At 71.8% G+C, this 25,115-nt stretch carries 14 protein-coding genes and 1 pseudogene; 7 read left to right on the plus strand and 8 right to left on the minus strand.

All coding sequences use genetic code 11. The features are described 5' to 3' along the window. Both ACQKIP_RS10735 and ACQKIP_RS10740 read right to left on the minus strand, forming a co-directional pair. Positions 1 to 263: carboxyl transferase domain-containing protein (locus ACQKIP_RS10735; protein WP_427742799.1), on the minus strand; the 263-nt coding region annotated here is incomplete at its 3' end. Positions 264 to 498: 235 nt separating this feature from the next. Beyond that, complete coding sequence (locus tag ACQKIP_RS10740; protein ID WP_365865668.1) at positions 499 to 909, minus strand: nuclear transport factor 2 family protein; 411 nt, start codon at positions 907 to 909, stop codon at positions 499 to 501. Positions 910 to 1,777: 868 nt separating this feature from the next. Between ACQKIP_RS10740 and ACQKIP_RS10745 the strand changes: the two genes are divergently transcribed. Beyond that, positions 1,778 to 4,021 carry a BTAD domain-containing putative transcriptional regulator gene (locus ACQKIP_RS10745; RefSeq protein WP_365865666.1) on the plus strand — a complete coding sequence of 748 codons (2,244 nt, stop codon included), beginning with the start codon at positions 1,778 to 1,780 and terminating at the stop codon, positions 4,019 to 4,021. A gap of 45 nt (positions 4,022 to 4,066) precedes the next feature. On the opposite strand, the gene ACQKIP_RS10750 is transcribed toward ACQKIP_RS10745, so the two are convergent. Then, positions 4,067 to 4,849, minus strand: coding sequence for a siderophore-interacting protein (locus tag ACQKIP_RS10750; protein ID WP_365865665.1), 783 nt, complete (start codon positions 4,847 to 4,849; stop codon positions 4,067 to 4,069). Positions 4,850 to 5,118: 269 nt separating this feature from the next. Here ACQKIP_RS10750 and ACQKIP_RS10755 point away from each other — a divergent pair, with 269 nt between their 5' ends. Next, the gene (locus ACQKIP_RS10755) at positions 5,119 to 5,847 is read left to right on the plus strand and encodes a TetR/AcrR family transcriptional regulator (protein ID WP_365865664.1); all 729 of its coding nucleotides are present in this window, start codon (positions 5,119 to 5,121) and stop codon (positions 5,845 to 5,847) included. Between the two features lie 96 nt (positions 5,848 to 5,943). On the opposite strand, the gene ACQKIP_RS10760 is transcribed toward ACQKIP_RS10755, so the two are convergent. Both ACQKIP_RS10760 and ACQKIP_RS10765 read right to left on the minus strand, forming a co-directional pair. Next, complete coding sequence (locus ACQKIP_RS10760) at positions 5,944 to 12,459, minus strand: type I polyketide synthase (protein WP_427742806.1); 6,516 nt, start codon at positions 12,457 to 12,459, stop codon at positions 5,944 to 5,946. 69 nt (positions 12,460 to 12,528) lie between these two features. Then, positions 12,529 to 17,928 (minus strand): annotated as a pseudogene (locus tag ACQKIP_RS10765) (SDR family NAD(P)-dependent oxidoreductase); the annotation flags it as partial. 548 nt (positions 17,929 to 18,476) lie between these two features. On the opposite strand from ACQKIP_RS10765, the gene ACQKIP_RS10770 reads away from it, so the two are divergent. Further along, positions 18,477 to 19,376, plus strand: a complete 900-nt coding sequence (locus tag ACQKIP_RS10770) for an AfsR/SARP family transcriptional regulator (protein ID WP_365865660.1) — start codon at positions 18,477 to 18,479, stop codon at positions 19,374 to 19,376. A gap of 60 nt (positions 19,377 to 19,436) precedes the next feature. Here the strand turns inward: ACQKIP_RS10770 and ACQKIP_RS10775 are convergent, their stop codons facing one another. From ACQKIP_RS10775 to ACQKIP_RS10785, 3 genes are all read right to left on the minus strand, one after another. Then, the gene (locus tag ACQKIP_RS10775; protein ID WP_365865658.1) at positions 19,437 to 20,087 is read right to left on the minus strand and encodes a TetR/AcrR family transcriptional regulator; all 651 of its coding nucleotides are present in this window, start codon (positions 20,085 to 20,087) and stop codon (positions 19,437 to 19,439) included. Positions 20,088 to 20,191: 104 nt separating this feature from the next. Further along, complete coding sequence (locus ACQKIP_RS10780) at positions 20,192 to 21,061, minus strand: SDR family oxidoreductase (protein ID WP_365865656.1); 870 nt, start codon at positions 21,059 to 21,061, stop codon at positions 20,192 to 20,194. 67 nt (positions 21,062 to 21,128) lie between these two features. Then, positions 21,129 to 22,751 (minus strand): FAD-dependent monooxygenase, encoded by a 1,623-nt coding sequence (locus ACQKIP_RS10785; protein ID WP_365865654.1) that lies wholly within the window; start codon positions 22,749 to 22,751, stop codon positions 21,129 to 21,131. A 229-nt stretch (positions 22,752 to 22,980) separates the two neighbouring features. Here ACQKIP_RS10785 and ACQKIP_RS10790 point away from each other — a divergent pair, with 229 nt between their 5' ends. The 4 genes from ACQKIP_RS10790 (at position 22,981) to ACQKIP_RS10805 (ending at position 25,089) form a co-directional block, all read left to right on the plus strand. Beyond that, positions 22,981 to 23,277 carry an antibiotic biosynthesis monooxygenase family protein gene (locus ACQKIP_RS10790; RefSeq protein ID WP_365865652.1) on the plus strand — a complete coding sequence of 99 codons (297 nt, stop codon included), beginning with the start codon at positions 22,981 to 22,983 and terminating at the stop codon, positions 23,275 to 23,277. Between the two features lie 3 nt (positions 23,278 to 23,280). Further along, positions 23,281 to 23,721: a nuclear transport factor 2 family protein gene (locus tag ACQKIP_RS10795; protein ID WP_365865651.1), complete on the plus strand. Its 441-nt coding sequence runs from the start codon at positions 23,281 to 23,283 to the stop codon at positions 23,719 to 23,721. Positions 23,722 to 23,759: 38 nt separating this feature from the next. Beyond that, positions 23,760 to 24,221 (plus strand): nuclear transport factor 2 family protein, encoded by a 462-nt coding sequence (locus ACQKIP_RS10800; protein ID WP_361196064.1) that lies wholly within the window; start codon positions 23,760 to 23,762, stop codon positions 24,219 to 24,221. Positions 24,222 to 24,318: 97 nt separating this feature from the next. Then, positions 24,319 to 25,089 (plus strand): SDR family NAD(P)-dependent oxidoreductase, encoded by a 771-nt coding sequence (locus ACQKIP_RS10805; RefSeq protein ID WP_365865649.1) that lies wholly within the window; start codon positions 24,319 to 24,321, stop codon positions 25,087 to 25,089. The last annotated feature ends 26 nt before the right edge of the window (positions 25,090 to 25,115 follow it).

The raw sequence follows: 25,115 nt of genomic DNA on the forward strand, positions 1-25,115 counted from the left end.
AAGACCGTACGGCCCTCCACCGTGCCCCAGCCGGTGATCACACCATCCGTGTACGGCTTCTTCGCCTCCAGGCCGAACCCGGTCGCCCGGTGCCGACGCAACTGCTCGACCTCCCGGAAGCTGCCGTCATCCACCAGGAGTTCGATGCGCTCGCGCGCGGTCAGCTTGCCCTTGGCGTGCTGTGACTCCGTCGCCTTGTCGCTGGGTCCGGCCAGCGCCTGCGCACGGATCTCGTGCAGTTCGGAGACCTGATTGCGTGTCACTACCGATAGCCGCCTCTCGGCCGGGGAACGGCCGCCGCGGCGTTCGCCCCACAGGGTGGAAGCGACGCCGCGATGACCGCCCGGGATGACCCGCTGCACGCCCGCCCAGCGGGTCTCGAGGGCGCGACGTGCCGCGCGGAGTGGTCTTCGACGCTAGGCGGGTGCGCTCACACGGCGGTAACCCGTCCTCCCCGGGCCTCCGTTCGCCCGGTCACTTGCTCACTTCCGCACTCGCTCACTCGCTGCCGAAGAGAGTCCGCACGAAGTACTGCGTGTCGAAGAACTCGCGCATGGCCTTGATCCGGCCGTCCTGGATGGAGAACACCGAGACGATGTTCGCCTCGTAGGGCTCGCCGGAGCGGGCCGCCGCGCGGGCCACGCAGTCGAGCACGACCGTGTCGCCCTCGGCTATGACCTGCGAAATCTCGATGGTGTAGGGGACATCGGTGGAGAACAGGTCCATCAGCGGCAGCATGAACTTGTTGAGGATCTCGTCCAGACCGACCCAGTTACCGGCGAGCGGGTGATCGCCGGGAATGCGGAATTCGGCGTCCTCCCAGAGGGTCGCCTGAATGGCGTCCGGGTCCCGCTCGTCGATGGCCTTGAGATAGCCGAGGACAACGCTCTTCGCGTCAGTGAACGTCATGACTGCTCCCGGTGTTGGGGGTTGGTTGACGAGAAAGGCCGGACTCCGGCGGTGCGACAGGGCTTCGGCACACCGTTCGCACCGGGCCGGCCCAAAGATCGCCACGTTCTGCCCGGTTTCCGAGCTGACGTGAACTCATCGGAGGCTACACCGGCCGGACCACCGCATATCCGGCCAGGAAAGCGCCGAACACCCGCCACAGAGAGCGCGATTGCTCCTTAATGGTCAAACGAAGACGGAACAATGAGAGCCAAGCGGAAGCGGCGTTGACCGGCCGGAACGTCCTCTCGGAGATCCCTCGAACGGAGCTTCGAGCAGTGTCGGATACCACAGCACGGCACTGTTAGTCACACTTGTTTTAGGGCATCACGATGGTTAGAGTGACCCTACTGGCCCAAAACGGACTGACCGCCGAAGGGCTTGTGCTCGTCACACACGGGGTACCGCTCGTGCCTCAGGGTATCGGCGGGTGACACACATGGGGAGATACCGCACTTGCAACAAGCCTGTGCATCAGCCGTTTCAGCGCCACTCGTCGGCCTGCAGCCCGCTCCGCCCGTCACCGGCGCCGGGAGCATGCGGTCAGCGCCCTGCGGAATCAGTAGTTCCGCCCCTTAGATCCGCCATCCGTCCCGCCCGTCGCGAGGGCGCGGACCCTCCCCGCGGTCCGGCACGAGCCCCCGGCGGGACCTCCCCGAATCCGCCTTCGGCCGTGCACGGCGCGGAACCGGAGGACAGGGCAAACCTCGGGCCGTCACCGGCTTTTCGCCGGCTTTTCATCCGGGCCGTGAAAATTGAATGCTCAACCTCGAATGCTCGACAGAGACATCAGTCTGCTGACACTGATTCAGTAAATTGAGGAGCAGTCATGTGGTTTCGAATACTCGGGCCATTGGAAGTCCTCGACGGCAGCCAGCCCATCGCTCTGGGCGGGACCAAACAGCGCGCCACGCTGGGGTATCTGCTCCTGAACGCCAATCGGGTGGTCCCCACCCGAGAACTCCTCAGCGCGCTGTGGGCAGACGGAACACTGCCGACAACGGCACGCAAGATCCTGCAGAACGCTGTCTGGGGTCTACGCGGATCACTAGCGGCCAGCGGCACCGACCGGCAGAACGGGATTCTGCTCACCAAGGCTCCCGGTTACGTCATGCAGGTGGAACGCGACCAGGTCGACCTGCACCTTTTCCACCGCCGGATCCAGGAGGGGCGCACCGCCCTCGAGTCCGGTTCCCCCGCGCAGGCCGCGGTCATCCTCCGCGACGCCCTGTCACTGTGGCACGGCCAGGCCATGTCCGACCTCGTCGAGAGCGGGATCAACTGGCCCGAGCTCGACGCGGCCGAGAGTGCCCGACTCAGCGCCATGGAGGACTACTTCGAGGCGGAGCTGCGCTGCGGACGGCACCAGTCCGCGCTCGCCGCCCTTGAGTCGATGGTCGAGGCACAGCCCCTGCGCGAGCGCCTGTGCGGGCAGTTGATGCTGGCCCTGTACCGGTGCGGCCGGCAGGCGGACGCGCTGAACGTCTTCAGCCGGGTCCGCGCGTCCCTGATCGAGAACCTCGGCCTGGAGCCGCGGCGCGAACTGCAGTCCCTCCAGCAGGCAATCCTGACCCAGGACTCCAAGCTGTCGCCGCCCGAGTCCCCGTCGCCGGCGCTCGCACTGGTGCGGACGGGGGCCGACGCGCCGGATGACCACACACCGGCGCGGCCCGCACAGCCCCGGGCAGCCGCGGCCCCGGCCCCGGCTCCGGACCGGCCGCGCGCGCAGGAGAACGCCGTCCGCGAAGGCGCCCTCTGCGAAAGCGCGGTCCACGACGACACCAGGCACGAGGTCACGGAGCACAGCAAGGTCATCACCTACGACACGCACGGCTTCAGGACGCGCGTGCGGGTGCCGGTCCAGCCCACCGCTTCGGCGAGCCGACGCCGTCCGGTGAGCGTGCTGTTGCTCAGGACCGGGCTCCGGCCGACCGCGGGCGGCGGGCGGCCGAACGGCACCGACGAACTGCGCGACCGCCTGACCGCCCGTATCCGCGAACTCGTGGGCGAGCTGGGCGGATCGGTGATCAGCTCCATAGGGTCCACGCAGCTGGCCGTGTTCGGCCCCGGCCGCGAGGGGCACGACCATGCCGACCGGGCCGTGCGCGCCGCCCTGGCCATCCGGGACGAGTTCCGCACCGCCACCACGGTCACTCCGCTCGACCGCTCCGCCCGGCGGGCCGCCGAGGCCGCGCTCCATGCGGCGATCTCCACCGGCGAGGCACTTCTCCGGTACGAGAACGACGGCTCCGAATCCCTCCGCTCGGCGGACGGAGCGCTGCTCGACGAGTGCCAGTCCCTGCTGTCCCGGGCCTCCGCGGGGGAGATCTGGGTCTGCGGGAACACCCGGCAGCTGACCGCGTCGACGCATTCCTTCGTCTCCGTCAGCGAATCACCGCAGGCCTGGAAGGTGAACCGGTCGCGTCCGCGCACCGAGCAGCGGCCGCCGGCGGGTGTCGTGGACCGGGAGATCGAACTCGACCTCCTGCGGGGCATGCTGGAGCGCGTCCGGCACCGCGAGACCCCGCATGTGGTCACGATCGTCGGGGAACCCGGCATCGGGAAGAGCAGGCTGCTCAAGGAGTTCGAGCGCCGCTCCATGGGGCAGCCGACCGCCACCTGGTTCCTGTCGCCCTCCGGCCCCGACCGCGAACGGCGGGCGGCGCGTGGTGCTCACCTTTTCCATCTGCGAAAGAGTCCGCTCTTCGATCCGTACGGAAACGAGACGCTGGAGATCGATCTGACGCAGTCCCTGAAGTCCGGTCACAACCCCCTGGAGCGCATCGCGCAGGACTGCCCCCTCGCCATGTTCGTCGACGATCTGCACGAGGCGGACAACGTCCTGCTCGACTTCGTCGGCAGAATGAGCAGCGAGGTGGCACGGGCCCCCTTATTCATCGTGGCCACGGCGCGCCCCCAGCTCTTCGACCGGCGGCCGGGCTGGGGCGGCGGCACACCGCACTTCACCACCATCTCCATCGATCCGCCGGGTGCGGCCTTCCGGATGCCGGGGAAGCCGCCGGCCGCGCCCGCGAACCGGCCGCTCTCCGGTCTCGCCGACTGCACGCCCTGACCGCTGCCGTGCCCGCCCCGGGTCCGGCGGTGAAGTCCCTTTGGTTCAGTGGTGAAGTCCCTTCTTGCCGGGGGTCCAGAAGGGCTTGACCTTGATCTGCGTACGCGGCCACTTGCGCACGTGCACGAGGTGGTCCCGGACCGCCTGGCAGGTGCGCGCCTCACCCGCGACATACGCCATGCCGGGCTCCTCGGGGAGGCCGAGCTCCGACACGGCGCCGAGCATGGCCTGCGAGGAGACCGGGGACGCGCCCTTGCGGAACACACGCCGCAGGACGTGCGGCCCGGGCACGGGCACCTCGTCGTCGGGGGACTCGCTCTCCAGGACCCCGTACACATGCGCGTCGGCCCCGAGCGCCCGGATCATCGGGCCGAAGGCGGCGGACGCCGTCTCCTCGCCGATGAACACGTGATACGGCGACTCAGGCCGGAGGTCGAAGTCGCCCAACGGCCCCCAGAACGAGACCTCTTGGCCGACCTGGACCTCCCGGGCCCAGCGCAGTCCGATACCCTCGCCGTCGTAGAGATGGGCCCGGATCTCGACCTCCCGGCCGTCATCCGACTGATCCCAGACCGAATAGGTGCGGAGGGTTTCACCGGGGCGCAGGATCCCGTACAACGACAGAGGGTCGTTGATCTGGATCCGGATGTGACGCCCCGGAGGAATGGCCGCCCCGCCCAACCCGTCGGCGGCGATCCTGATGCGCTTCATCGTCGGGGTCACCGATCCCGTCTCCGTGATCACCCCTTCGAGCCGCTGCTTGGCGAAGATGTGTTCAAGGGGATTGAGTGACGGGCGCCGCGCGGGCTTCACCGTACCGTCCGGCATGAGGACTCCTTCTCCTGATCAAGTGATGCCAGGGCATGTGGCGCCCTTCCTCAGCGCGCCGGCCAGCCGCTCGGTCCGGGTGTCCCTCACTCATGCGTCAGCGCCGCGACCCGCCGTCCCGGCAAGCGCTTTCACATCCCGGCTCCGCGAATCGCAACTGTGGACTATGCGTCGCTTGCTCATTAATGTTTCACGCAATGACTTAGATTACTGCCACTAACAAACCATAGGTTGCCTATCATGTCAATAACTGGAAGCGAGGACTGAAGATGCCGCAGCAGACGTCAAGCAGCCGCGTGCAGAAGCGTCGGCAAGCCACCCTGCTGGAGATCCGCAGCACGGCCCGCCAGCTCCTGCGCAAGCACGGACCGACGGGCGTGACGGTCAACGCCGTGGCCCGCGAGATGGGCATGAGCGGCCCCGCCGTGTACCGCTACTACGCCAGCCATGACGCGCTGGTCGAGGCGGTGATCGCGGATTTCTACCAGGAGCTGACGACGACCATGCAGGCCGCGCGCGACGCCTGCCCGCCGGAGCGGCCCGGCAGACGCCTCGCCGCCACCTGTCGCTCGCTGCGGGCCTGGGCCATCGACCACCCCGGCGAGTTCAGCTGGATGTTCGCGAGCCCGGTCCATGCGGCGACCGACGACCCGGAGTCGCCGCGGCTGCGCGCCGGACAGCAGTTCGAGAAGGTCTTCCTCGACCAGTTCGTCGAGATCTGGGAGCAGCACCCTTACCCCGCCACGCCGTTCGAGGATCTTGCCCCTTCTTTGCAGGAGCAGATCCTCGATTACGCGGCCAGGTCCCAGAGCCCGCTGCCTCCCGAGGCGCTGCACCAGTTCCTGACGAGCTGGATCAGGCTCTACGGACTGCTGTGCATGGAAGTCCTCCACCAGCTGGACTTCGCCTACTCGGACCTGGAGCCGGTCTTCGAGGAGAACCTGAAAGAGCTGTGTGCCATGCACGACCTCCAGTACGAGCCGCCGCAGGCCTCATAGCTACGCCCGGCCGCCCGCCCTGCGCCTTCCGGGAGAGGGACGGGGCGGGCGACCGGGAGGCCCCCCAGCGCGTGGCCGGCGCCTGCCTGCTGCGGGTCAGCGCGTGGCCGGCGCGGGGAAGTGGCCGACGCCCACGAAGAACTCGACGTATGTGCGGAACAGCTCCTCGGTCAGCGGGGGGCACTCGACGCCGGTGCCCACGAGGGCCGCCTCCGTGGACGTCGTGTCGATGCCCGCGTTGGATCCGTCGCCGGCCAGGGCGATCGCCTCGAAGGCGTCGAAGAGCGGCAGCATGGCGTTGTCGCGGTCCGCCTGTACGCGGGCCCGCCAGCTGTCGTGGTCCGCCTCGTCGATGGCGTAGCCGTATCCCCGCAGGTACTCCACGCAGGTGCGGAAGGTCGCCCCGCTCTGGTTGAAGAAGTGGAAGATCTGCCCGGATGCCTCCTTCTTCCCGGACAGGGCCACGATCCCCGCGCTGACGTAGTCGACCGGCACGAAGTGCACGTCCCCGCCGAGCCCTTCGGGGGCGGCTCCGGCCTGGACCAGGCCCTTGAGGCTGAGCCACACGAAGTCGCTGGTCTGGCAGGCGCCGGTCGTCCGGTCGCCGGAGATGACGTCGGCCCGGTGGATCGTGACCGGCAGCCCCCGCTCGACGGCGAGGCCCACGATCTGTTCCGCCACCCACTTGCTCTGCACATAGCCGGTGGGCTGGAGCTCGACGGGCGCGGTCGGGTCCTCGGGCTTGCGGGGCAGGCCGCCGGGCTCGGAGCCCGCGAAGACTCCGGTCGTCGACACGTAGTGGACGGGCACCGAGCGATGGCGTGCCGCGAGGCGCAGCACCTCGACGGTGCCGGACACGTTGGGCGCCTTCAACTCCGTGTACGGGTAGAGCCAGTTGACGGTGGCTCCGGCGTGGTAGACGGCGTCAACCCGCCTGGCCAGGCCGTCGAACTCCTCCTCGGCGAGGCCCAGTCGCGGCGCGGCGAGATCGCCGACGACCACGGAGAGACGCGCGGGGTCGATCTCGTCCCACACCCGGAACCATTCGAGGCCCGCCCGCAGCCGTGCCAGGGCGGTCGCTTCGTCGGCGCCGCGGACCAGGCAGTGCACCGTGGCGCGTCCCGAGCGCATCAGGTCACGGAGCAGGAACGCGCCGAGGAAGCCGGTGGCGCCCGTGAGCAGGACCTCTTCCGGGTCCGTGACCTCGTACGACACCTCGTCGGCGGGGACGATGTCGGCGGGCAGGTCGATCTCGGCGGCGAAGTCCACCGCGTCGCGCGAGGTCGACACCTCGTCGCCGAGCCGTTCGAGCAGGACGGTCCGCAGGAAGGCCGCGAGCTCGGTCGGCGTGGGCCGGTCGAAGACCACCGTGGCCGGGAGCCGGCAACCGGTGGTGCCCGCGAGCTGGTTGCGCAGTTCGACGGAGGTCAGGGAGTCGAAGCCGAGATCCGAGAACCGCTGCTTGGGGCGGATGCCGTCGGCGTTCATGTGCCCGAGGACGGTGGCCGTCTCGGCGAGCACCAGGTCGAGCACCCGGCTCAGCTGTTCCTTCTCGTCGAGTCCGGCAAGGCGCCCGAGCAGGGTGTCGAAGCCGTTGTCGACGTTCTGGGCCGTGCGGCGCACCGGCGTGCGCAGCAGGCCCCGCAGCACGGCAGGTACCTGCGAGGGCCGTTCGCGCAGGGTCGCCGCGTCGAGCGGCATGCCCACCGTGGCGGGTATACCGAGCCGCAGTGCGGTGTCGAGCATGGCCTGGCCCTGCTCCTGGCCGATGGGGCGGAAGCCGCCGCGGGCGATGCGGTTGAGGTCGGCCTCGTCTAGGTGGCCGGTCATGCCGCTGTCCTGGGTCCACACGCCCCAGGCCACGGAGGTGGCGGCGAGTCCGGCAGCGGCGCGGTGCTCGGCCAGGGCGTCGAGGAACACGTTGGCGGCGGCGTAGTTGGACTGTCCCGCGCCGCCGATGACACCGGCGACGGAGGAGAACAGGACGAACGCCGTCAGGTCGAGGTCGCGGGTGAGTTCGTGCAGGTGCCATGCCGCGTCGACCTTGGGGCGCATGACGGTGTCGAGGCGCTCTGGCGTCTGGTCCTGGAGCAGTCCGTCGTCCAGGACACCGGCCGTGTGGATGACGCCGGTCAGCGGTCGGTCGGCGGGCACACCGGCGAGGAGTTCCGTCAGCGCGGCGCGGTCGGCGATGTCGCAGGCGGCGATGTCCACCTCGGCGCCGAGGCCGGCCAGTTCGCGCCGCAGCGCGTCCGCGCCGGGGGCGTCGGGGCCGCGCCGGCTGACGAGCAGCAGCCGTGCCAACCCGTGCTCGACGACCAGGCGCCGGGCGAACAGGGCGCCCAGGGAGCCGGTACCGCCGGTCACGAGGACCGTGCCGTCGGGGTTCCACCGGTTGCGGTCGGGGCCCGTCCCCGTGATGGCCGGGGGAGCGACGCGGCGCAGCCGGGGGACGAGGACCGCGCCGTCGCGGATCGCCGTCTGCGGCTCCTGCGAGGCGAGGACCGCCGCCAGTGCGTCGGCGGAGCGCGGGTCGCCGTCGAGGTCGACGAGCACGATCCGTCCCGGCGCCTCCGACTGCGCCGAGCGCACCAGGCCCCACAGCGCGGCGGCCTGCGGATCGGCCGTCCCCTCCCCCAGCGGGCTCATCGCTCCCCGGGTCGCCACGACGAGCCGCGTGGCGGCGAGCCGTTCCTGCGCCAGCCATTCCTGGAGCAGTGCCAGCATCCGGTGCGCCGCGCCGCGTACGAAGCCGGGGACGTCCGCTCCGGACGGTGCATCGTGCGGCCGGGTGAGGTCGAGGAGTACGGCGTCCACCGGTGTGGCGGCAGCCGCGACGGCGGCGATGTCGGCGAAGACCGGGGCGCCGGGCACGGTGAGGCCGGGGCGGTCGCCGAGCAGGCCCCAGCGCGGGGCGCCGGTGTCAGCCCGGGTGCCGCGCAGGGGCTGCCATGCCGTCTCGAACAGCGCGTCGTAGCCGTGCTTGAGCGAGGTGTTGAGGGTGCGGGCGGTCAGGGCGCGCGGTGCGACGCGCTCGGCGCTGAGGACGGGGTGTCCGACCCGGTCGGCCGCCAGCAGCGTGAAGCCGTCCGGGGTCCGGTCGAGCCGGACGCGCAGGGCGGCGGCTCCGGTGGCGTGCAGGCGCACCCCGTGCCAGTCGGCGGTGATCGGCTCGGCGGTGATCGCCTGGTCGTCCCCGGCGAGTCGTACGACCTGTACGGCCATGTCGAGGAGCGCCGGATGGAGCCCGAAGTACGCGCAGCCCGCCTGGAGTTGTTCGGGAAGGCTGAGCTCCGCGAACAGGCTGTCGCCGGAGCGCCAGGCCGCGGTGACGCCCGGCAGCGTGCCCGGGGTGCCTGACTCCACGGAGTCGTCGTCGGGGGCGACATCCACGGAGTCGTCGAGCGCGATGTTCTCGGCGCCGGGCGGCGGCCATTCCGTGATGCCGGACTCGTCGGCGGTGGCGTCGGCGCTCAGGAAGCCCGACGCGTGGACCGTCCAGAGCGTGTCGGCAGCGTCGGTGCGCGCCGAGACTGTGACGGTGCGGCGGCCGGTGTCGTCGGACGCGCCGACGCGCACCTGGAGTTGCAGCCCGCCCGTCCGCGGAAGCACCAGCGGGGCGGCGAGGGACAGTTCGTCGAGGGCGGTGCAGCCCGTCTCGTCGCCCGCACGGACGGCGAGTTCCACGAACACCGAGGACGGTACGACGTCGGAGCCGAGGACGGTGTGCCCGGCGAGCCAGGGGTGGGTGAGCCGGGAAAGCCGCCCGGTCAGCAGGACCTCGTCGCCGTCCGCGACCGGCACCGCCGCGCCCAGGAGCGCGTGTCCGGCGCCGGCGAGGCCGAGGCTCGCCGCGTCCCCGCTCACGGCCTGCTCGTCGAGCCAGTACCGCTTGCGCTGGAAGGCGTAGGTGGGCAGGTCCACGCGCCGGGCTCCCGAACCGGCGAGGGCGCCGGTCCAGTCGACGTCCACGCCCTGCACCCACACCTCGGCGAGCGAGGTCAGGAACCGGCCGATGCCGCCCTCGTCGCGGCGCAGGGTTCCCGCCACCACCACCGGGACATCCGGCCGCGAGGCGCTCTCCAGGATTTCCTGGACGCTCATGGACAGCACCGGGTGCGCGCTGACCTCGATGAACGTGCCGAAGCCCTCGGCGGCGAGTGATTCGACGGCGGAGTGGAAGCGCACGGTCTGGCGCAGGTTCCGGTACCAGTACCCGGCGTCCATCGTGGCGGTGTCCAGCCATTCACCGGTCATCGTCGAGAAGAACGGCACGTCGGAGGCCTTCGGGCGCACGTCGGCGAGCACCCGGGCCAGTTCGTCCTCGATGCGCTCCACGTGCCAGGTGTGCGAGGCGTAGTCCACCGCGATCCGCCGGGCCCGTACGCCCGCGGCCCCGCACTCCGCGAGGAGTTCGTCGAGCGCGTCCGGGTCGCCCGCCACCACGACGGACGCGGGGCCGTTCAGGGCGGCGATCTCAAGGCGGCCCGGATAGCGGGCGAGACGCGTCTCGACGTCCGCGAGCGGCTGCGCCACGGACACCATGCCGCCACCGCCGGCCAGACCGCCCGCGATGGCCTGCGACCGCAGTGCCACCACGCGTGCCCCGTCGGCCAGGGACAGCGCGCCCGCCACACAGGCGGCCGCGATCTCGCCCTGGGAGTGGCCCACCACCGCCGCCGGTTCCACTCCGTAGGAGCGCCAGAGGGCCGCCAGCGACACCATCACCGCCCAGGACACCGGCTGCACCACGTCGACGCGCTCCAGTGTCGGCGCGCCGGGCGCCTGGCGGAGCACGCCCTCCAGGTCCCAGTCCACGAACTCGGCGAGCGCCCGGCCGCATTCGGCCATCCGCGCGGCGAAAGCCTGTGAGGAGTCCAGGAGCCCCACCGCCATGCCGGTCCACTGCGTGCCCTGGCCGGGCAGCACGAACACCGGACGCCCCGCGGTACCGGACGCGGTGCCCTTCACGACGCCAGGGGAGGACTCGCCGCGGGCCAACGCGCCCAGTCCGGCGACCAGTTCGTCGCGGGAGGCGCCGGTGACGACCGCGCGGTCCTCGAAGACCGCACGGCTTGACACCAGCGACCAGGCCACGTCACGGGGCGCCGGGGCTCCTTCCTCTGCCTGCACGGCCGCGAGGAGCCGCGCCGCCTGACCTCGTACGCCCTCGGCGGTACGGCCCGACACGACCCACGGCAGCACCTGCGGCGCGTCACCGCCGGCTTCGGGCCCATCAGCCGGGGCGGGCTCTTCCGGGACTTCCTCGAGGACCACGTGCGCGTTCGTGCCGCTCACGCCGAAGGAGGAGACGGCGGCCCGGCGCGGCGCCCCCGTCGCGGGCCAGGGCCTGGCCTCGGTGAGCAGTTCCACCGCGCCGGAGTCCCAGTCGACCTCCGGCGTCGGGGCGTCGACGTGCAGCGTCTTGGGCAGGACGCCCCGCCGTATCGCCTCCACCATCTTGATCACACCGCCGACACCGGCGGCGGCGACGCTGTGCCCGATGTTCGACTTCAGCGAGCCCAGATACAGCGGACGCCCGTCACGGCGCTGCTGCCCGTACGTGGCAAGGAGGGCCTGCGCCTCGATCGGGTCGCCGAGGCGCGTCCCCGTGCCGTGCGCCTCCACCGCGTCCACATCCGCGTACGACAACCCCGCACTGCCCAGCGCCTCCCGGATCACCCGCTCCTGCGACGGACCGTTCGGCGCCGTCAGACCATTCGACGCACCGTCCTGGTTCACCGCAGAACCCCGCACCACCGCAAGAACCCGATGGCCGTTGCGCCGCGCGTCCGACAACCGCTCGAGGAGCACCAGACCCGCACCCTCCGACCAGGCGGTGCCGTCGGCAGCGGCCGCGAAGGACTTGCACCGGCCGTCGGCGGCGAGGCCGCGCTGCTTGGCGAAGTCGATGAGGCCGCCGGGGTCGCAGCTGACCGTCACGCCACCGGCGACGGCCAGGGTCGACTCGCCGGACCGCAGCGACCGTATGGCCGAGTGCATGGCGACGAGCGACGAGGAGCAGGCCGTGTCGAGGGAGACCGCGGGGCCCTCGAAGCCGTACGTGTAGGAGATCCGGCCGGAGGCGACGCTGCTGAGCTTGCTGGTCATGAGGTAGCCCTCGAACTCCTCGGGGGCGTTGAGCCCGAGGTAGCTCTCCTCCACGATGCCGACGAAAACGCCGGTGCGGCTGCCCTTGAACGCGGTGACGTCCAGGCCCGCGTGCTCGAACAGCTCCCAGGAGGTCTCCAGGAGGAGCCGCTGCTGCGGGTCCATGGCCACGGCCTCGCGCGGGGAGATGCCGAAGAACCCCGGGTCGAACAGGGGGGCGTCGTGCACGAAGCCCGCCTCGACCGAGTAGCTCTTCTCCTTGATCCTCTCGATGTCCCAGCCGCGGTCGTGCGGCAGTTCCGTGACGGCGTCGGTCCCCTGGTCGACGAGGTTCCACAGGTCGGCGGGCGAGGCGACGTCACCGGGGTAGCGGCAGGCCATGCCCACGATGGCGACGGGCTCGTCGTCGGCCGCCTCCCGCTCGGCCAGCCGCCTGCGGGTCTCCTGGAGGTCGGACGTCACCCGCTTGAGGTAGTCGACAAGCTTGTCTTCGTTGGACATCGACATCGACTCGGTATCCCTTTCAGGAAGTTCAGAAAGTCTTACGACGGTGGGCGGGCGGCCGGGAGGTCAGTCGGCGGGGCCGGAGAGTTCCGTGTCGATGAGGGCGAACAACTCGTCCACCGACGCGGACTCGATCCGGTCCGCCGGGGCCGGTCCTTGGGCCTGTGCGGTGTCCTGTGCGGGGGCGTCGAGCCTGGACGCCATGTTCTGGAGGCGCCGCCGGACCATCTGCCGGTGCCGTTCGTCCGCGGAGACCGCGGCGAGCATGGTGTCGAGGCGGTCGAGCTCGGACAGGACGAGCGTGGATACGTCGACTTCGGCGGGACCGAGGCGTTCGAGCAGGTGACCCGCGATGTCGCGCGGGGTCGGGTGGTCGAAGACCAGGGTGGCCGGAAGGCCGATCCCGGTCGCGGCCGTCAGGCGGTTGCGCAGCTGCACGGCCGCGAGGGAGTCGAATCCCATGTCCTGGAACGCCTGGTCCGCGACGATCGCGTGCAGGTCCGGCCGGCCCGTCACGGCCGCCGCCTCCGTCCGGACCAGATCCAGGACGAGCGTGCCGCGTTCCGCCTCGTCCAGGTCCGCGAGCCGGTCGGCCAGCGTGGCGCCGCCCGCATCGGCCGCGGTGTGCGCGCTCCGGCGCGCCGGGCCGGTGGCCAGGTCGCGCAGCGCGGGCGGTACGGCCTCGTGGACGCGCAGCGCGGCCCGGTCCACGACGCCCGCGACCACCGCGGCGGCACCGCCCGTGTCGCCGCCGATGGCGAGCGCCCGGTCGAAGAGGCAAAGGCCCTGGTCCGCGGTGAGCGGCTTGAGCAGGTCGAGTCCGGAGCGCTGCGCCGGGGCGCCGGGGTGTTCCCACGTGGCCCAGGCCACGGCGGTGGCGGGCAGTCCGAGCGCCTTGCGATGGCGGGCAAGGCCTTCGGCGTACGCGTCGGCCGCGGCGGTGTTCGCCCTGCCGGGGCCGCCGAACGTACCGGCGGACGAGGAGCAGAGCACGAAGGCGGTGAGGTCGCGGTCGCGAGTGAGCTCGTGCAGGTTCCGGGCGGCGTCGGTCCTCGGGCGCAGGACCCGGTCGATCTGCTGGGTCGTCATCGCGGACAGCACACCGTCGTCCAGGACGGCGGCCGTGTGCACGACGGCGGTCAGCGGACGGTCATCGGGTATCGCGTCCAGGACCGCGGCCAGCGCCTGCCGGTCGGCCGCGTCGCACGCGGCCAAGGACACGCGCGCGCCCAACTCACCGAGTTCTGCGGCCAGTTCACCGGCACCCGGCGCATCGGCGCCGCGCCGGCTGACCAGCAGCAGATCGCGGACGCCGTGCTGCGCCACCAGATGCCGGGCAAGGACGGCGCCAAGGGTGCCGGTGCCGCCGGTCACCAGGACCGTGCCGTCCGTCTTCCACGGCTGTTCGGCCGGGTCGTCCGCCGGGACCGGGCGCAGCCGGGGCACACGGATCCGCCCGGCGCGCACCGCCGGTTCGGACTCCCCGGATCGAGCGGCGGACGCCAGCAGGTCAAGGGGCGGGGTGTCCGTGTCCGCGTCGGCCAGTACGAGGCTGCCCGCGCCCTCGGCGCCCGCCGTACGCAACAGGCCGCGTACCGCCGCCGCTTCCAGGTCGATGCGCGTGGCGTCGTCGTCGCCCGTGACGACCGCGTCGCGGGACAGGACCACGACCGGCGTGCCGTGCAGTGCGTCGGCGGCGAGGAGTTCCTGCACAAAGGCGAGCGCCCGGTGGGTTCCCTCGTGCACGTCGCCGGTCGACGGCCACGGCACGAGCAGCAGGTCGAAGGGCGCCCGGCCGGGCTCACCCGCCTCGCCCGACTCGCTCGCTGTGACGGCACGCGCTGCCGCGGCGAGGTCGTCGAAGCGGGGCATGCCGGGTACATCGGCGGCGACCGCCGCCCAGCGGGCCGCGGGCCCGGCGGTGGCCTCGTACGGGATCCATTCGATCGCGGACAGGCCCTCGCCGCGCGGGGCGCTCGTGGCGAACTCCTCCTCGGGCACGACCCGGTAGCCGAGCGATCCGACGCCGAGCACCGGCTGTCCCTCGGGGTCCAGGAGCTCCAGGGTCACGGAGTCGTCGTCGATGCGGGTCGAACGTACCCCTACGGTGTCGGCGCCCACGGCGTGCAGCCGTACGTCGCGCCAGACGGCCGGTACGGCGATGCCTTCCGCGCCTTCGGCCACGGCGGGCGCCGGGATCGCGGCCAGCGCCGCGTCGAGGAGGGCGGGGTGCAGGCCGTAGGTCGCGGCCTGTGCCAGCAGCTCTTCCGGGAGGCGGACCTCGGTCGCCTTGCCTTCGTGACCGCTCGGGGCCACCGCCGGACCGTCAGCCGCGAGAACGCCCTGAGCGCAGGCGATCCACGTGCCGGCCGGGTCGGGGTCTGCGGTGTCGGGCCGCGCATGGACGGCGAGAGTGCGGCGGCCGGTGTCGTCGGGGGCGGCGACGCGGACCTGGAGCTGGAGCCCGCCGGTCTCCGGAAGCACCAGCGGCGCGGCGAGGGACAGCTCTTCGAGGACCGTGCAGCCCGTCTCGTCGCCCGCGCGGACGGCGATTTCGACGAACACCGATGCGGGCAGCGCGCCGGTGCCGAGGACGGTGTGCTCGGTGAGCCAGGGGTGGGTGCGCCGGGAGACGCGTCCGGTGAGAAGCACCTCGTCCCTGCCTGCGACCTGCACGGCGGCGCCGAGGAGCGGATGCCCGGCCCCGGTGAGGCCGAGACCGGCCGCGTCCCCGGTCCCGGAGCGCCCCTCCAGCCAGTACCGCGTGCGCTGGAAGGCATACGTCGGCAGATCCACCCGCGTCGCGCCCGCAAGGACCCGCGTCCACTCGACCTGCCGCCCGCGGGCATACAGCCGGCCGAGCAGCGCGGCCAGCGTCTCCTGTTCCGACCGGTCGGCCCGCAGCACCGGCGCCACCAGGGCGGGATCGCGTTCGGCCCCGGCCGAGACCAGGGCGCTGAGCACCCCGTCGGGGCCGAGTTCGACGAAGTCGGCGGCACCCTCCTGCTCCAGGCGGCGCACCGCGTCGAAGAACCGCACCGCCTCGCGCAGTTGCCGCACCCAGTACCGCGGCGAGCACGCCTCCTGCCCGGACAGCACCTTCCCCGTCACCGTCGACACCAGCGGAATCCGCGGCGCCCGGAGCGACAGGCCGGTGACGATCTGCTCGAACTCGTCGAGTACGCCGTCCATGTGCGGCGAGTGGAACGCGTGGCTCACGCGCAGTCGCCGTACCCGCCGGCCCTCCGCGCGCCAGCGCGTCTCAAGGTCCTCGATGACCTCCGTGTCGCCGGAGACCACCACGTTGTCCGGCCCGTTGACGGCCGCGAGGGACACCTGGCCCGTCAGTCCGGCCAGGTCACCCGCGACCTTCTCCGGGTCCGCCTGCACGGCGAGCATCGCGCCGCCGTCACGCGCGGACCCCATCAACCGGCCGCGCGCCACGACGAGTCGGGCCGCGTCCACCAGCGAGAGGACACCCGCCGCGTGCGCCGCCGCCACCTCGCCCACCGAATGACCGGCCACGAAGTCCGGCACCACGCCGAACCGCTCCAGGAGACGGAACAGCGCCACCTCCACCGCGAACAGCGCCGGCTGCGTGAACTCCGTGCGGTCGAGGAGCCCGGCCTGCTCCGATCCCTCCTCGGCGAACACCACGTCCTTCAAAGGCCGCGCGAGATGCGCGTCCAGCGCCCCGCACACCTCGTCGAAGGCCGCGGCGAAGTCGGGAACCGACTCATACAACTCCCGGCCCATGCCGAGCCGCTGAGCGCCCTGCCCCGTGAACACGAAGGCGAGGTCCGCCGCGTTGCGCGAGCGCGTCGGCTCCCCCGCCACCACCGCGGCGTCCGCCACGCCCGACGCCAGTGCCGTCAGGCCGCGCACCAACTCGGCCCGGGTGCCGCCGACCACCACCGCGGCGGTGTCGAGGAGGGCCCGCTCCGACACCAGGGACCAGGCCACGTCCCGGGGCTCCGGGGCTTCTTCCGCTGCCTCCACGGCCGCGAGCAGCCGCGCCGCCTGTCCCCGTACGCCTTCCGCCGAGCGCCCCGAGACCACCCACGGCACCACCGGGAGACCTGCGACGGCAGAGACCTCCGGCTCCGACCGGGCAACCTGCGGAGCCTCCTCCACGATCACGTGTGCGTTCGTGCCGCCGATGCCGAACGAGGAGACACCCGCACGGCGCGGCCTGTCCTCGGTGACCGGCCAGGGGGTGGCTTCGGTGAGCAGCTCCACCGCGCCGAGGTCCCAGTCGACCTGCGGGGAGGGCGCGTCGACGTGCAGCGTCTTGGGCAGCACCCCGCGCCGCATCGCCTCCACCATCTTGATCACACCGCCGACACCGGCGGCGGCCTGGCTGTGCCCGATGTTCGACTTCAGCGAGCCCAGGTACAACGGCCGCCCCTGCGGCCGCTCCTGCCCGTAGGTGGCAAGGAGGGCCTGCGCCTCGATCGGGTCGCCGAGCCGCGTGCCGGTGCCGTGCGCCTCGACCGCATCCACATCCGCATACGCCAGACCCGCGCTGCCCAGCGCCTCCCGGATCACCCGCTCCTGAGACGGACCATTGGGCGCCGTCAGACCATTCGACGCACCATCCTGGTTCACCGCCGAACCGCGCACCACCGCCAACACCCGATGCCCCAGGCGCCGCGCGTCCGACAACCGCTCGAGGAGCACCAGACCGGCACCCTCGCCCCACACCGTGCCGTCCGCCTCCGCCGCGAACGACTTGCACCGCCCCGAGGGCGAAAGCGCCCGCTGCCGGGAGAACTCCACGAACGAGGTCGGCGTGGCCATCACCGTCACACCGCCGGCAAGCGCCAGGTCGCACTCCCCCTGGCGCAGCGCGGCCGCCGCCAGGTGAATGCCCACCAGCGACGACGAGCACGCCGTGTCCACCGCCACCGCCGGGCCCTCGAACCCGAACGTGTACGACACGCGGCCCACGGCGATGCTGCTGGACGCGCCTCCCGCGACATAGCCCTGCACGTCGACGGGCACGTCGTCGAGGATGCTCGCGGCGAAGCCCTGGTACATCAGACCGGCGAAGACGCCGGTGCGGCTGCCGCGCAGGGCGGCGGGCACCACGCCCGCGCTCTCCATCGCCTCCCACGCCGTTTCGAGGAGCAGCCGCTGCTGCGGGTCCGCCGCAAGGGCCTCCCGCGGCGACATCCCGAAGAACTCAGGCTCGAAGGCGGCGGCGTCCTCCAGGAATCCGCCCTCGCGCACGTACGACTTGCCCGCGCGGTCCGGGTCCGGGTCGTAGACGTTCTCGTCCCAGCCCCGGTCCGCCGGGAACGGGGAGATCGCGTCCACCCCCCGGTCCAGGAGGTCCCACAATCCCTGCGGGCTGCTCACCCCGCCCGGATACCGGCACGCCATGCCCACGATCGCGATCGGCTCGCTCGCCCGGTCCTCCACCTCGCGCAGCCGCCGCCGGGCATCACGCGCCTCGGTTATCGCGCGCTTGAGGTACTCCCGCAGTTCCTTCTCGTCAGCCATCGGTCCAACCGCTCCAAAGTCATGCGTACAGGCGAGGTGGGCAAAGAGACGGGCAGTGAATCGTGGGGCGGTGAATTTCAGCGGAACCACAATCGCGCAAAGCCTAAACGGGGCTTAGTCACGACCCGGTAATTGCTGGCCCGCAGGGCCCGAAGAGCAGTTCGTTACCGCTGAGTGCCCCGCTCACGAAAGGGCGACGACCGCAGGTCAGAACCTGTACCAGCGGGGGTGTTCGGGTCATGTGAGCCGCCGGTTGACGGCAGATGTGCACCCCCCGATTAATCTTCATTCGAATTCGGCGATTTCGCGCCGCACAACACAGGGGGTATTCGGATCATGGATCTGCAGTATGCGGGGGAGTCCGTGGTGAGTGTGGCGTCGGGTGCGGGGCGGTGTCCGTCTCAGGGTTCGTACTTCCCTGCGTCGCCGAAGGAAATGGTTCGCTGACCACCCCGCCGAGCGCGGCATCACAACTCTTGTCACTCTCCGGGAAGGTGTGCGAGACCGACGTGGAATTCTCCGTACTTGGACCCCTGCGCATGAACGAGCGCGGCGAGTCCTACACCCCGACGGCGCCGAAGCAGCGACAGCTGCTCACCCTGCTGCTCCTCAACGCGAACCAGGTCGTTTCCACCAACACGTGCATAGAAGAACTGTGGGAGAACTCCCCTCCCAACAGCGCGCTCTCCACCCTCCAGTCGTACATACTCCAGCTGCGGCGCAGTCTGCGGCGAGTGCCGCGGATCGGCAGCCTCCAGGCCGCGCGCCTCATCCTGGAGACCCGTGACGGCGGCTATCTCCTCGCGGTGCGCAGCGACGAACTCGACACCAACCGCTTCTGGTCCCTGGTGCGCGAGGGCCGTTCGGCGCTCCACCACGACGACATGCGGGCTTCGGCCTGCCTCTCCGAGGCCCTGCTGCTCTGGCAGGGCGCCGCGCTCTCCGACGTACAGCGCGGTCCTGTCCTGCGGGCCCATCTCGTGGGCCTGGAGGAGGAGCGCACGAGCGTGCAGGAGCAGCGCATCGCCGCGGATCTGCGCCTGGGGCGCCACCAGGAGCTGCTGGGCGAGCTGAGCCGGCTCACGGCCAAGTACCCGATGCACGAGAGCCTGCACGCCCAGTTCATGCTCGCCCTGCACCGCACCGGCCGCCGTACCCAGGCCCTTGAGGTGGCGCGGCGGCTGAGCACCGTGCTGCGCGAGGAGCTCGGTCTCGATCCCTCGCCGCGGGTGCGCAGGCTGCACCAGGCGATCCTGGCGGGCGACCCCGCCCTCGACCTCCTGGCGCACACCGACGCCGTGCTGGCCGCCGAACCGGGCGCGCCGAACGGACCGCTGGTGCCCGCGGGCCGCGATCTGGTGACCGCGGGGGCACCTGCCGGGCGCCAGGAGCAGCTGGTGCGGCGCTGACCGCACGGCACGGCTGTTTTGAACGAGGCTGAGGCGGCGCCCCCTGTCCGGGGCGGCGCCTCAGCCCTTCCTGCTGCCGCCCGCCGCCCCGCGCCGCCGGGGCGGCGGGTTGGCGTCGAGGAAGGCGTCGGCGACGGCGTGCACGTACTCCGCGCCGAAGGTGCGCTCCGCGAGCAGCCTGCGGAACATCAGCGGGCCCGCGAGCTGGTCGATGGCCAGCTCGGTGTCCAGCTCCGCGGGCAGTTCGCCGTTCTCCTTGGCCAGTTCGACGATCGCCCGGAACCCTCCGGAGCCCGCCTGGTACAGCGACTCCTTGAGCTCGGCGAACGTCGGGTCCACACCGGCGCGTTCGATGACCACCCGCATGCCGCGCTCCCCCACCGGGTCGTGCAGCAGCGCCCGCAGCCCGTTGAGCTGGCCGATCAGGTCGTCCCGCAGGACGCCCGTGCGGGTCGGGCGGGCGTTCGCGATGCGCTGGGCGATGGCCTCGTAGATGAGGGACGGGGAGTCGGGCCAGTGGCGGTACAGGGTGGTGCGGCCCACGCCGCTGCGTGCGGCGACGGCGACATGGGTGACCGCGGACCACCCCTGTTCGACGAGCAGCTCCTGGGCGGCGGCGAGGGCGGCGGCCCGGCTGCGGGCCGCCCGCGGGTCCATGCCGCGGCCCGGCGCCCGCGGGCTGCGTCCTGCGGCGTCGGCCTGCGTGGGCATGGCGGCTCCCCGTGGTTCGTTGATCCGTTGTTCGGTACAGAGTGTGCCAGTTCCTGCCCCGCCCGGGCGGTGCGCAGGCCCGTCCGGGCGGGGCGGGGCCGTGTTCAGGCGCGGTAGAAGTCCAGGTGGTCGTGGACCCAGGTGGCGAAGGAGCGCGGTTCGCGGCCCAGGACGCGGCGGATGTCGGGCGAGAGGCGGCCGTGCAGTTCGCTGCCGTGCTCGATGGCCTCCTCCAGTGTCGTGATCACTCCGTTCACGGTCTCCTCGGAGAAGTGGCGCAGCATCATCTCGCGGTGCGCGGACAGCGGCACCGTCTCGAAGCGCAGGTCGCGTTCGAGCAGCGAGCCGACCACGGCGAGCTGCTCGCGGCCGGTCAGCGCCTGCGGTCCGGTCAGCTCGTACACCTGGCCCTCGTGGCCCTCCCCGGTGAGCGCCCGCATCGCGACCTCGGCGATGTCCCGCGGGTCGACGATCGCCTCCGGCACGTCCGCGAGCGGCCCGCGGGCGATGCCTTCGGCCTTGATCGACGCGGCCCAGCCGAGGTTCATGCTCATGAAGCCGTTCGGCCGCAGGATCGTCCACGGCACCCCGGAGTCCTTCAGCGCGTCCTCGGCGATGCGGTGCCAGTGGCCCAGCGGGTTGGCCTTCGGGTCCTCGGCCATCTCCACGCCGAGGGTGGACAGCTGCACGATGTGCTCGACGCCCGCCTCACGCGCGGCGGCCACCAGATGGGCGTCGTGGGTCGCCTTGTTGGCGCCGAGCGACATCAGGAAGACCTTCTGTACGCCGTCGAGGGCGGCCGGCAGCGTCTCCGGGCGCCCCAGGTCGGCGGCGACCACCTCCAGATCCGCTCCCGCCTCGAAGGCGGCCTTGCCGGGGTCGCGGGTGAGCGCCCGCACCTTGTGCCCGTCGGCGCGCAGCAGCGCAAGCACCTTGCCGCCCACGTTTCCCGTGGCTCCGGTCACCAGAATCATCGTCATCTCCTCGTTTGTGCGTACGCGTGCGGGGTGGCCGAGGGACGGCCGTTGGATCGAAAGCGGGCTAGCGGGCCGCGGGTTCGGGGCGGTCGAGGACCGTGCGCAGGGCGCTCTCCAGGGCCTCGTGTGCGGCGTCGGTGCTTGCAGGCGCGTCGCCCGCGCGCCAGGCGATGAAGCGGTCGGGCCGTACGAGAACCGCCCCCGCGCCGCTCACGCCGTAGCTCTTCTCCCACTCGGTGCCCGCGAGCCGGTGCACCGCCAGGGTGATGCCGAGCCGTTCGGCCACGCCTGCGGCGGCGGCCGTCCACGCCTCGCCCGTGCCCTCACCGGTGAGCAGGACGAAGGAGCGGCCGAACAGGGCGGTGGTGGACGCGGCGGGCGAGCCCTCGGGCAGCGCCACATAGGGCGCACGGGAGCCGGGGCGGCCGGTCGGGGCTGCCGGGTCCTCCAGAAGTTCCCCTGCGTCGTCGGGCTCGCGGACCACGGCGCCGTCCGCGCACCGGTAGCCGAAGGCCTGCACGACGGGCGGCAGCGGCGCGGCGAGCGCCCCGTCGTCGAGGTAACCCGCAAGCCGCTCCACGGTGTTGCGCAGCTGCTGCTCCCCGATCATCTCCGAGACCGGACGGCGTTCCGCGTCGTGGCTGTCGAGCAGCCCGGGCCCTGCCTCGCCCTTGACGACCATGGCCAGCTTCCACGCCAGGTAGAAGCCGTCGGTGATCGCCGTGTTGCCGCCGAGGCCGCCCGGCGCGGGCACCAGCCTGGCCGCGTCGCCCGCCAGGTGGACGCGGCCTTCGCTGAACCGGTCGGCGATCTCGCTGACGATGTCGGTACGGCCCGTCTCGACGACCTCCAGCGGCAGGTCGGGCAGGCCGAGGCCGGTGCGGACGAGGTCGGCGCACTGTTCCTCGGTGAACGCGCCGAAGTCCGGCGGGTTCTGGGACATGCCGAGCACATAGCCGTAACGGCCGGGTATGTCGGTGGTGTAGAAGACGCCGGGCGCCGGCTGCTGGAGCCAGAAGAGGGCGAACTTGCGCCCGTCGGAGACGCCGGGCAGCTGACGCAGCGGTTCGCTCAGGTCGGCGTCGAAGAACACCCGGAAGATCTCGCCGAGGTTCCCGCGGCCGTGCATGCCGATGCCCAGCTCCCGCCGCACGGGGCTGTGCGCGCCGTCGGCGCCCACCACGTAGTCGGCACTCACCGTCCGCTCGGCGCCGGTGCGCACGTCCCTCAGTACGGCGGTGACCATATCGGGCGACTGGGTCAGGGAGACCAGCTCGGTGTCGAAGCACAGCTCGGCGCCCAGCTCCCTCGCCCGGTCGGCGAGGATCACCTCGGTCCGCTCCTGGCCCGCCATCGCCCAGTCCTCGGGCGAGACATGACGCATCGCCATCTCGCCCTCGGTCATGATCCGCTTGAGGACGGGCCCGGCCAGGCTGTCGGCCACCACCATGTAGAACTCGCCGGTGCCCTCGTCGGGCCCCGCGGCGGCGATCCGGTCGGCGATGCCGCCGATGCGCAGCGCCTCCATGGTGTGGGGGTACTGCCCGCGCGCCTTCATGATGACCGAGGTGCCCGGGTGCTTCTCCGCCACCAGCGGCCTGACTCCGTGGAGTGACAGGAACAGCGCGGTGGTCAGGCCCGCGAGGCCGCCGCCCACGATGAGAACGGGTACGTGCTCGTCCGACACGGCCACTCCTAGGTCGCTTGGGTCGTCTTGGGTCGTCCGGGGCCGCCGCCAGGGGGCCGGCCGACCGGGCGCCCAGTCTGCGGACGGCCGTTGGAGGTCCGGTGGGGTTCCGGTGGGCGGCGCCTTCCTCCACCGACGCCCCAACAGCCCATCAGCGGGCGGGTCAAGGGTGGAAGCGGCGGGCCGCGCGAGCGCCGCCGCCGTCACCCTTCGAGACACAGGAGTCGTCGTGGTCGTCTTCGTCAACAAGCTGACACTCACCGGAGCGGCCGAGGACCTGGAACGCATCTACGCCCATGTCGCCGAGTTCATGCGCACCCGTCCCGGTCTCATCCGCTACCAGCTCGTCCGCTCGCAGAGCGACCCGTCCGTGTACTTCAACGTCGCGGAGTGGGAGGACCAGACGTCGTTCGAACAGGCCCTGAAGGAGCCGGAGTTCCGCACCCGCCTCAAGGCGCTCGGCACGGTCATCAAGGGCGAGCCGCACCTGTCCGACCTGGTCGAGTCCGGCGTCGGGGAGGCCTGAACCGTGCCCGGACCCCTCAAGATCACCAACCCGGTCGACGGCGAGACGTACGCACAGATCGTGCAGTTCTACGCCCACCAGATGCAGCTCCTCGACGAGCGCGAGGCCGAGGAGTGGGCCGACGGCTTCACCGAGGACGGGGTCTTCGCGCAGAACGTGAAGCCGGAGCCCTGGACGGGCCGCGCCGTCATCGCCGAGCGCATGCGCGCCGGAATGGACCGCCTGGCCACGAAGGACGTCCAGCGGCGGCACTGGTTCGGCATGGTCGCGACGGAGCGGCAGGACGCCGAGACCGTCCTGACCCGCTACTACGCCATGGTCTACGAGACCCCGCTGGGCGGCCGGGCCACCACCTATCTCAGCACCACCGGCGAGGACGTCCTGGTCCTCCAGGACGGCCAGTGGCGCGTCAAGCACCGCCTCATCACCCACGACGGCACCTGATCCGGCCGGCATCCGGCGAACGAAAGAAGGTTGTGAGCATGACCGAGCTGACACGCGAGCGTGTGGCCGCGGCGTACGGATCGCTGGTGACCGGCGACCGGGAGCAGATTCTCCAGTACTGGTCGGAGAACGTGCGCTTCCAGATGCCGGGCAGCCACCAGTACTCCGGCTGGTTCGTCGGCCTGGACGACTACCTGGAGAAGATGGGCAAGCTGATGGCCGCCACCGGCGGCCGCATCTCCTCCGAGACGGGCGACGTCCTGGTCGACCAGGAGGCCGGTGTGTCGATCGACGTGTACCGCCTCGACGGCTACCGCGAGCACGCCAAGGAGGGCGCGACCTCTCCGTACGAACGCCTCCAGGTCGAGGGCGTGCACGTGCTGCGCTGGGAGGACGGCCGGATCGTCGAGGGCCGCAGCGCCCTGTTCGCCGACGGGAACACCCAGGCCAACCTGTGGTGGTCCCCGGTCGGCGCCGACGGCGAGCGCTACGAGTACTGACCCCCTGAGCACCGACCCTTCGCGAGGCCGTCCGGGAGCGTGTCCCCCGCACGGCCTCGCGCATCCCAGCGAGGAAACGCAGCGAGGAGACCCAGCCATGACCGATCCAGCACAGGGCCTGCTCCAGGACCGGGCGGTGGTGATCACCGGGGGCGGTACGGGCATCGGCCGGGCCGCCGCGCACGCCTTCGCCGCCGAAGGCGCCCGGGTAATGGTGGTCGGCCGCAGGACCTCCGTGCTCGCCGAGACGGCCCGCGGCCACGCGGGCCGCATCCATCCCTTCGGCGCCGACCTCTCGGACCCGCGGGCACCGCGCGCCGTGGTGGCGGCGGCCGAGCGCGAACTCGGCGGCATCGACGTCCTGGTCAACAACGCCGTCACCATGGGCTCCGCGCCCCTGGGCCGCATCGACCCGGACAACACCCGCGACCAGGTCGCCACGAATCTGCTCGCGCCGCTGTTCCTCGCCCAGGAGGCGCTGCCCGCCCTGGAGTCCTCCAAGGGCCTGGTCATCAACGTCACCACGGCCGGCAACCAGCGCGGCTGGCCCGGCCATTCGGTCTACGGAGCCACCAAGGCCGCCCTCGACTTCCTCACCCGCACCTGGGCCCTCGAACTCGCCCCCAAGGGAGTCAGGGTCGCGGGCATCGCCCCCGGCCCGGTCGACACACCGATCGCGGAGCACGCGGGCCTCGACCCCGAAGGCATCGCGCAGCTGCGCGCACGGCAGCGCGGCCGGGTGCCGCTGGGCCGGGTGGGCCAGCCGGAGGAGGTGGCCTGGTGGATGGTCGCCCTGGCCCGCCCCGAGGCATCGTTCGCCACCGGCCTCGTCCTGCCCGTGGACGGCGGCGCGAGCGTCGTCTTCTGACCGCATTCCCCCGGGGCCGTCCGGCC

The organism is Streptomyces sp. NPDC059900 (assembly GCF_050270335.1).
Taxonomy (GTDB): domain Bacteria; phylum Actinomycetota; class Actinomycetes; order Streptomycetales; family Streptomycetaceae; genus Streptomyces.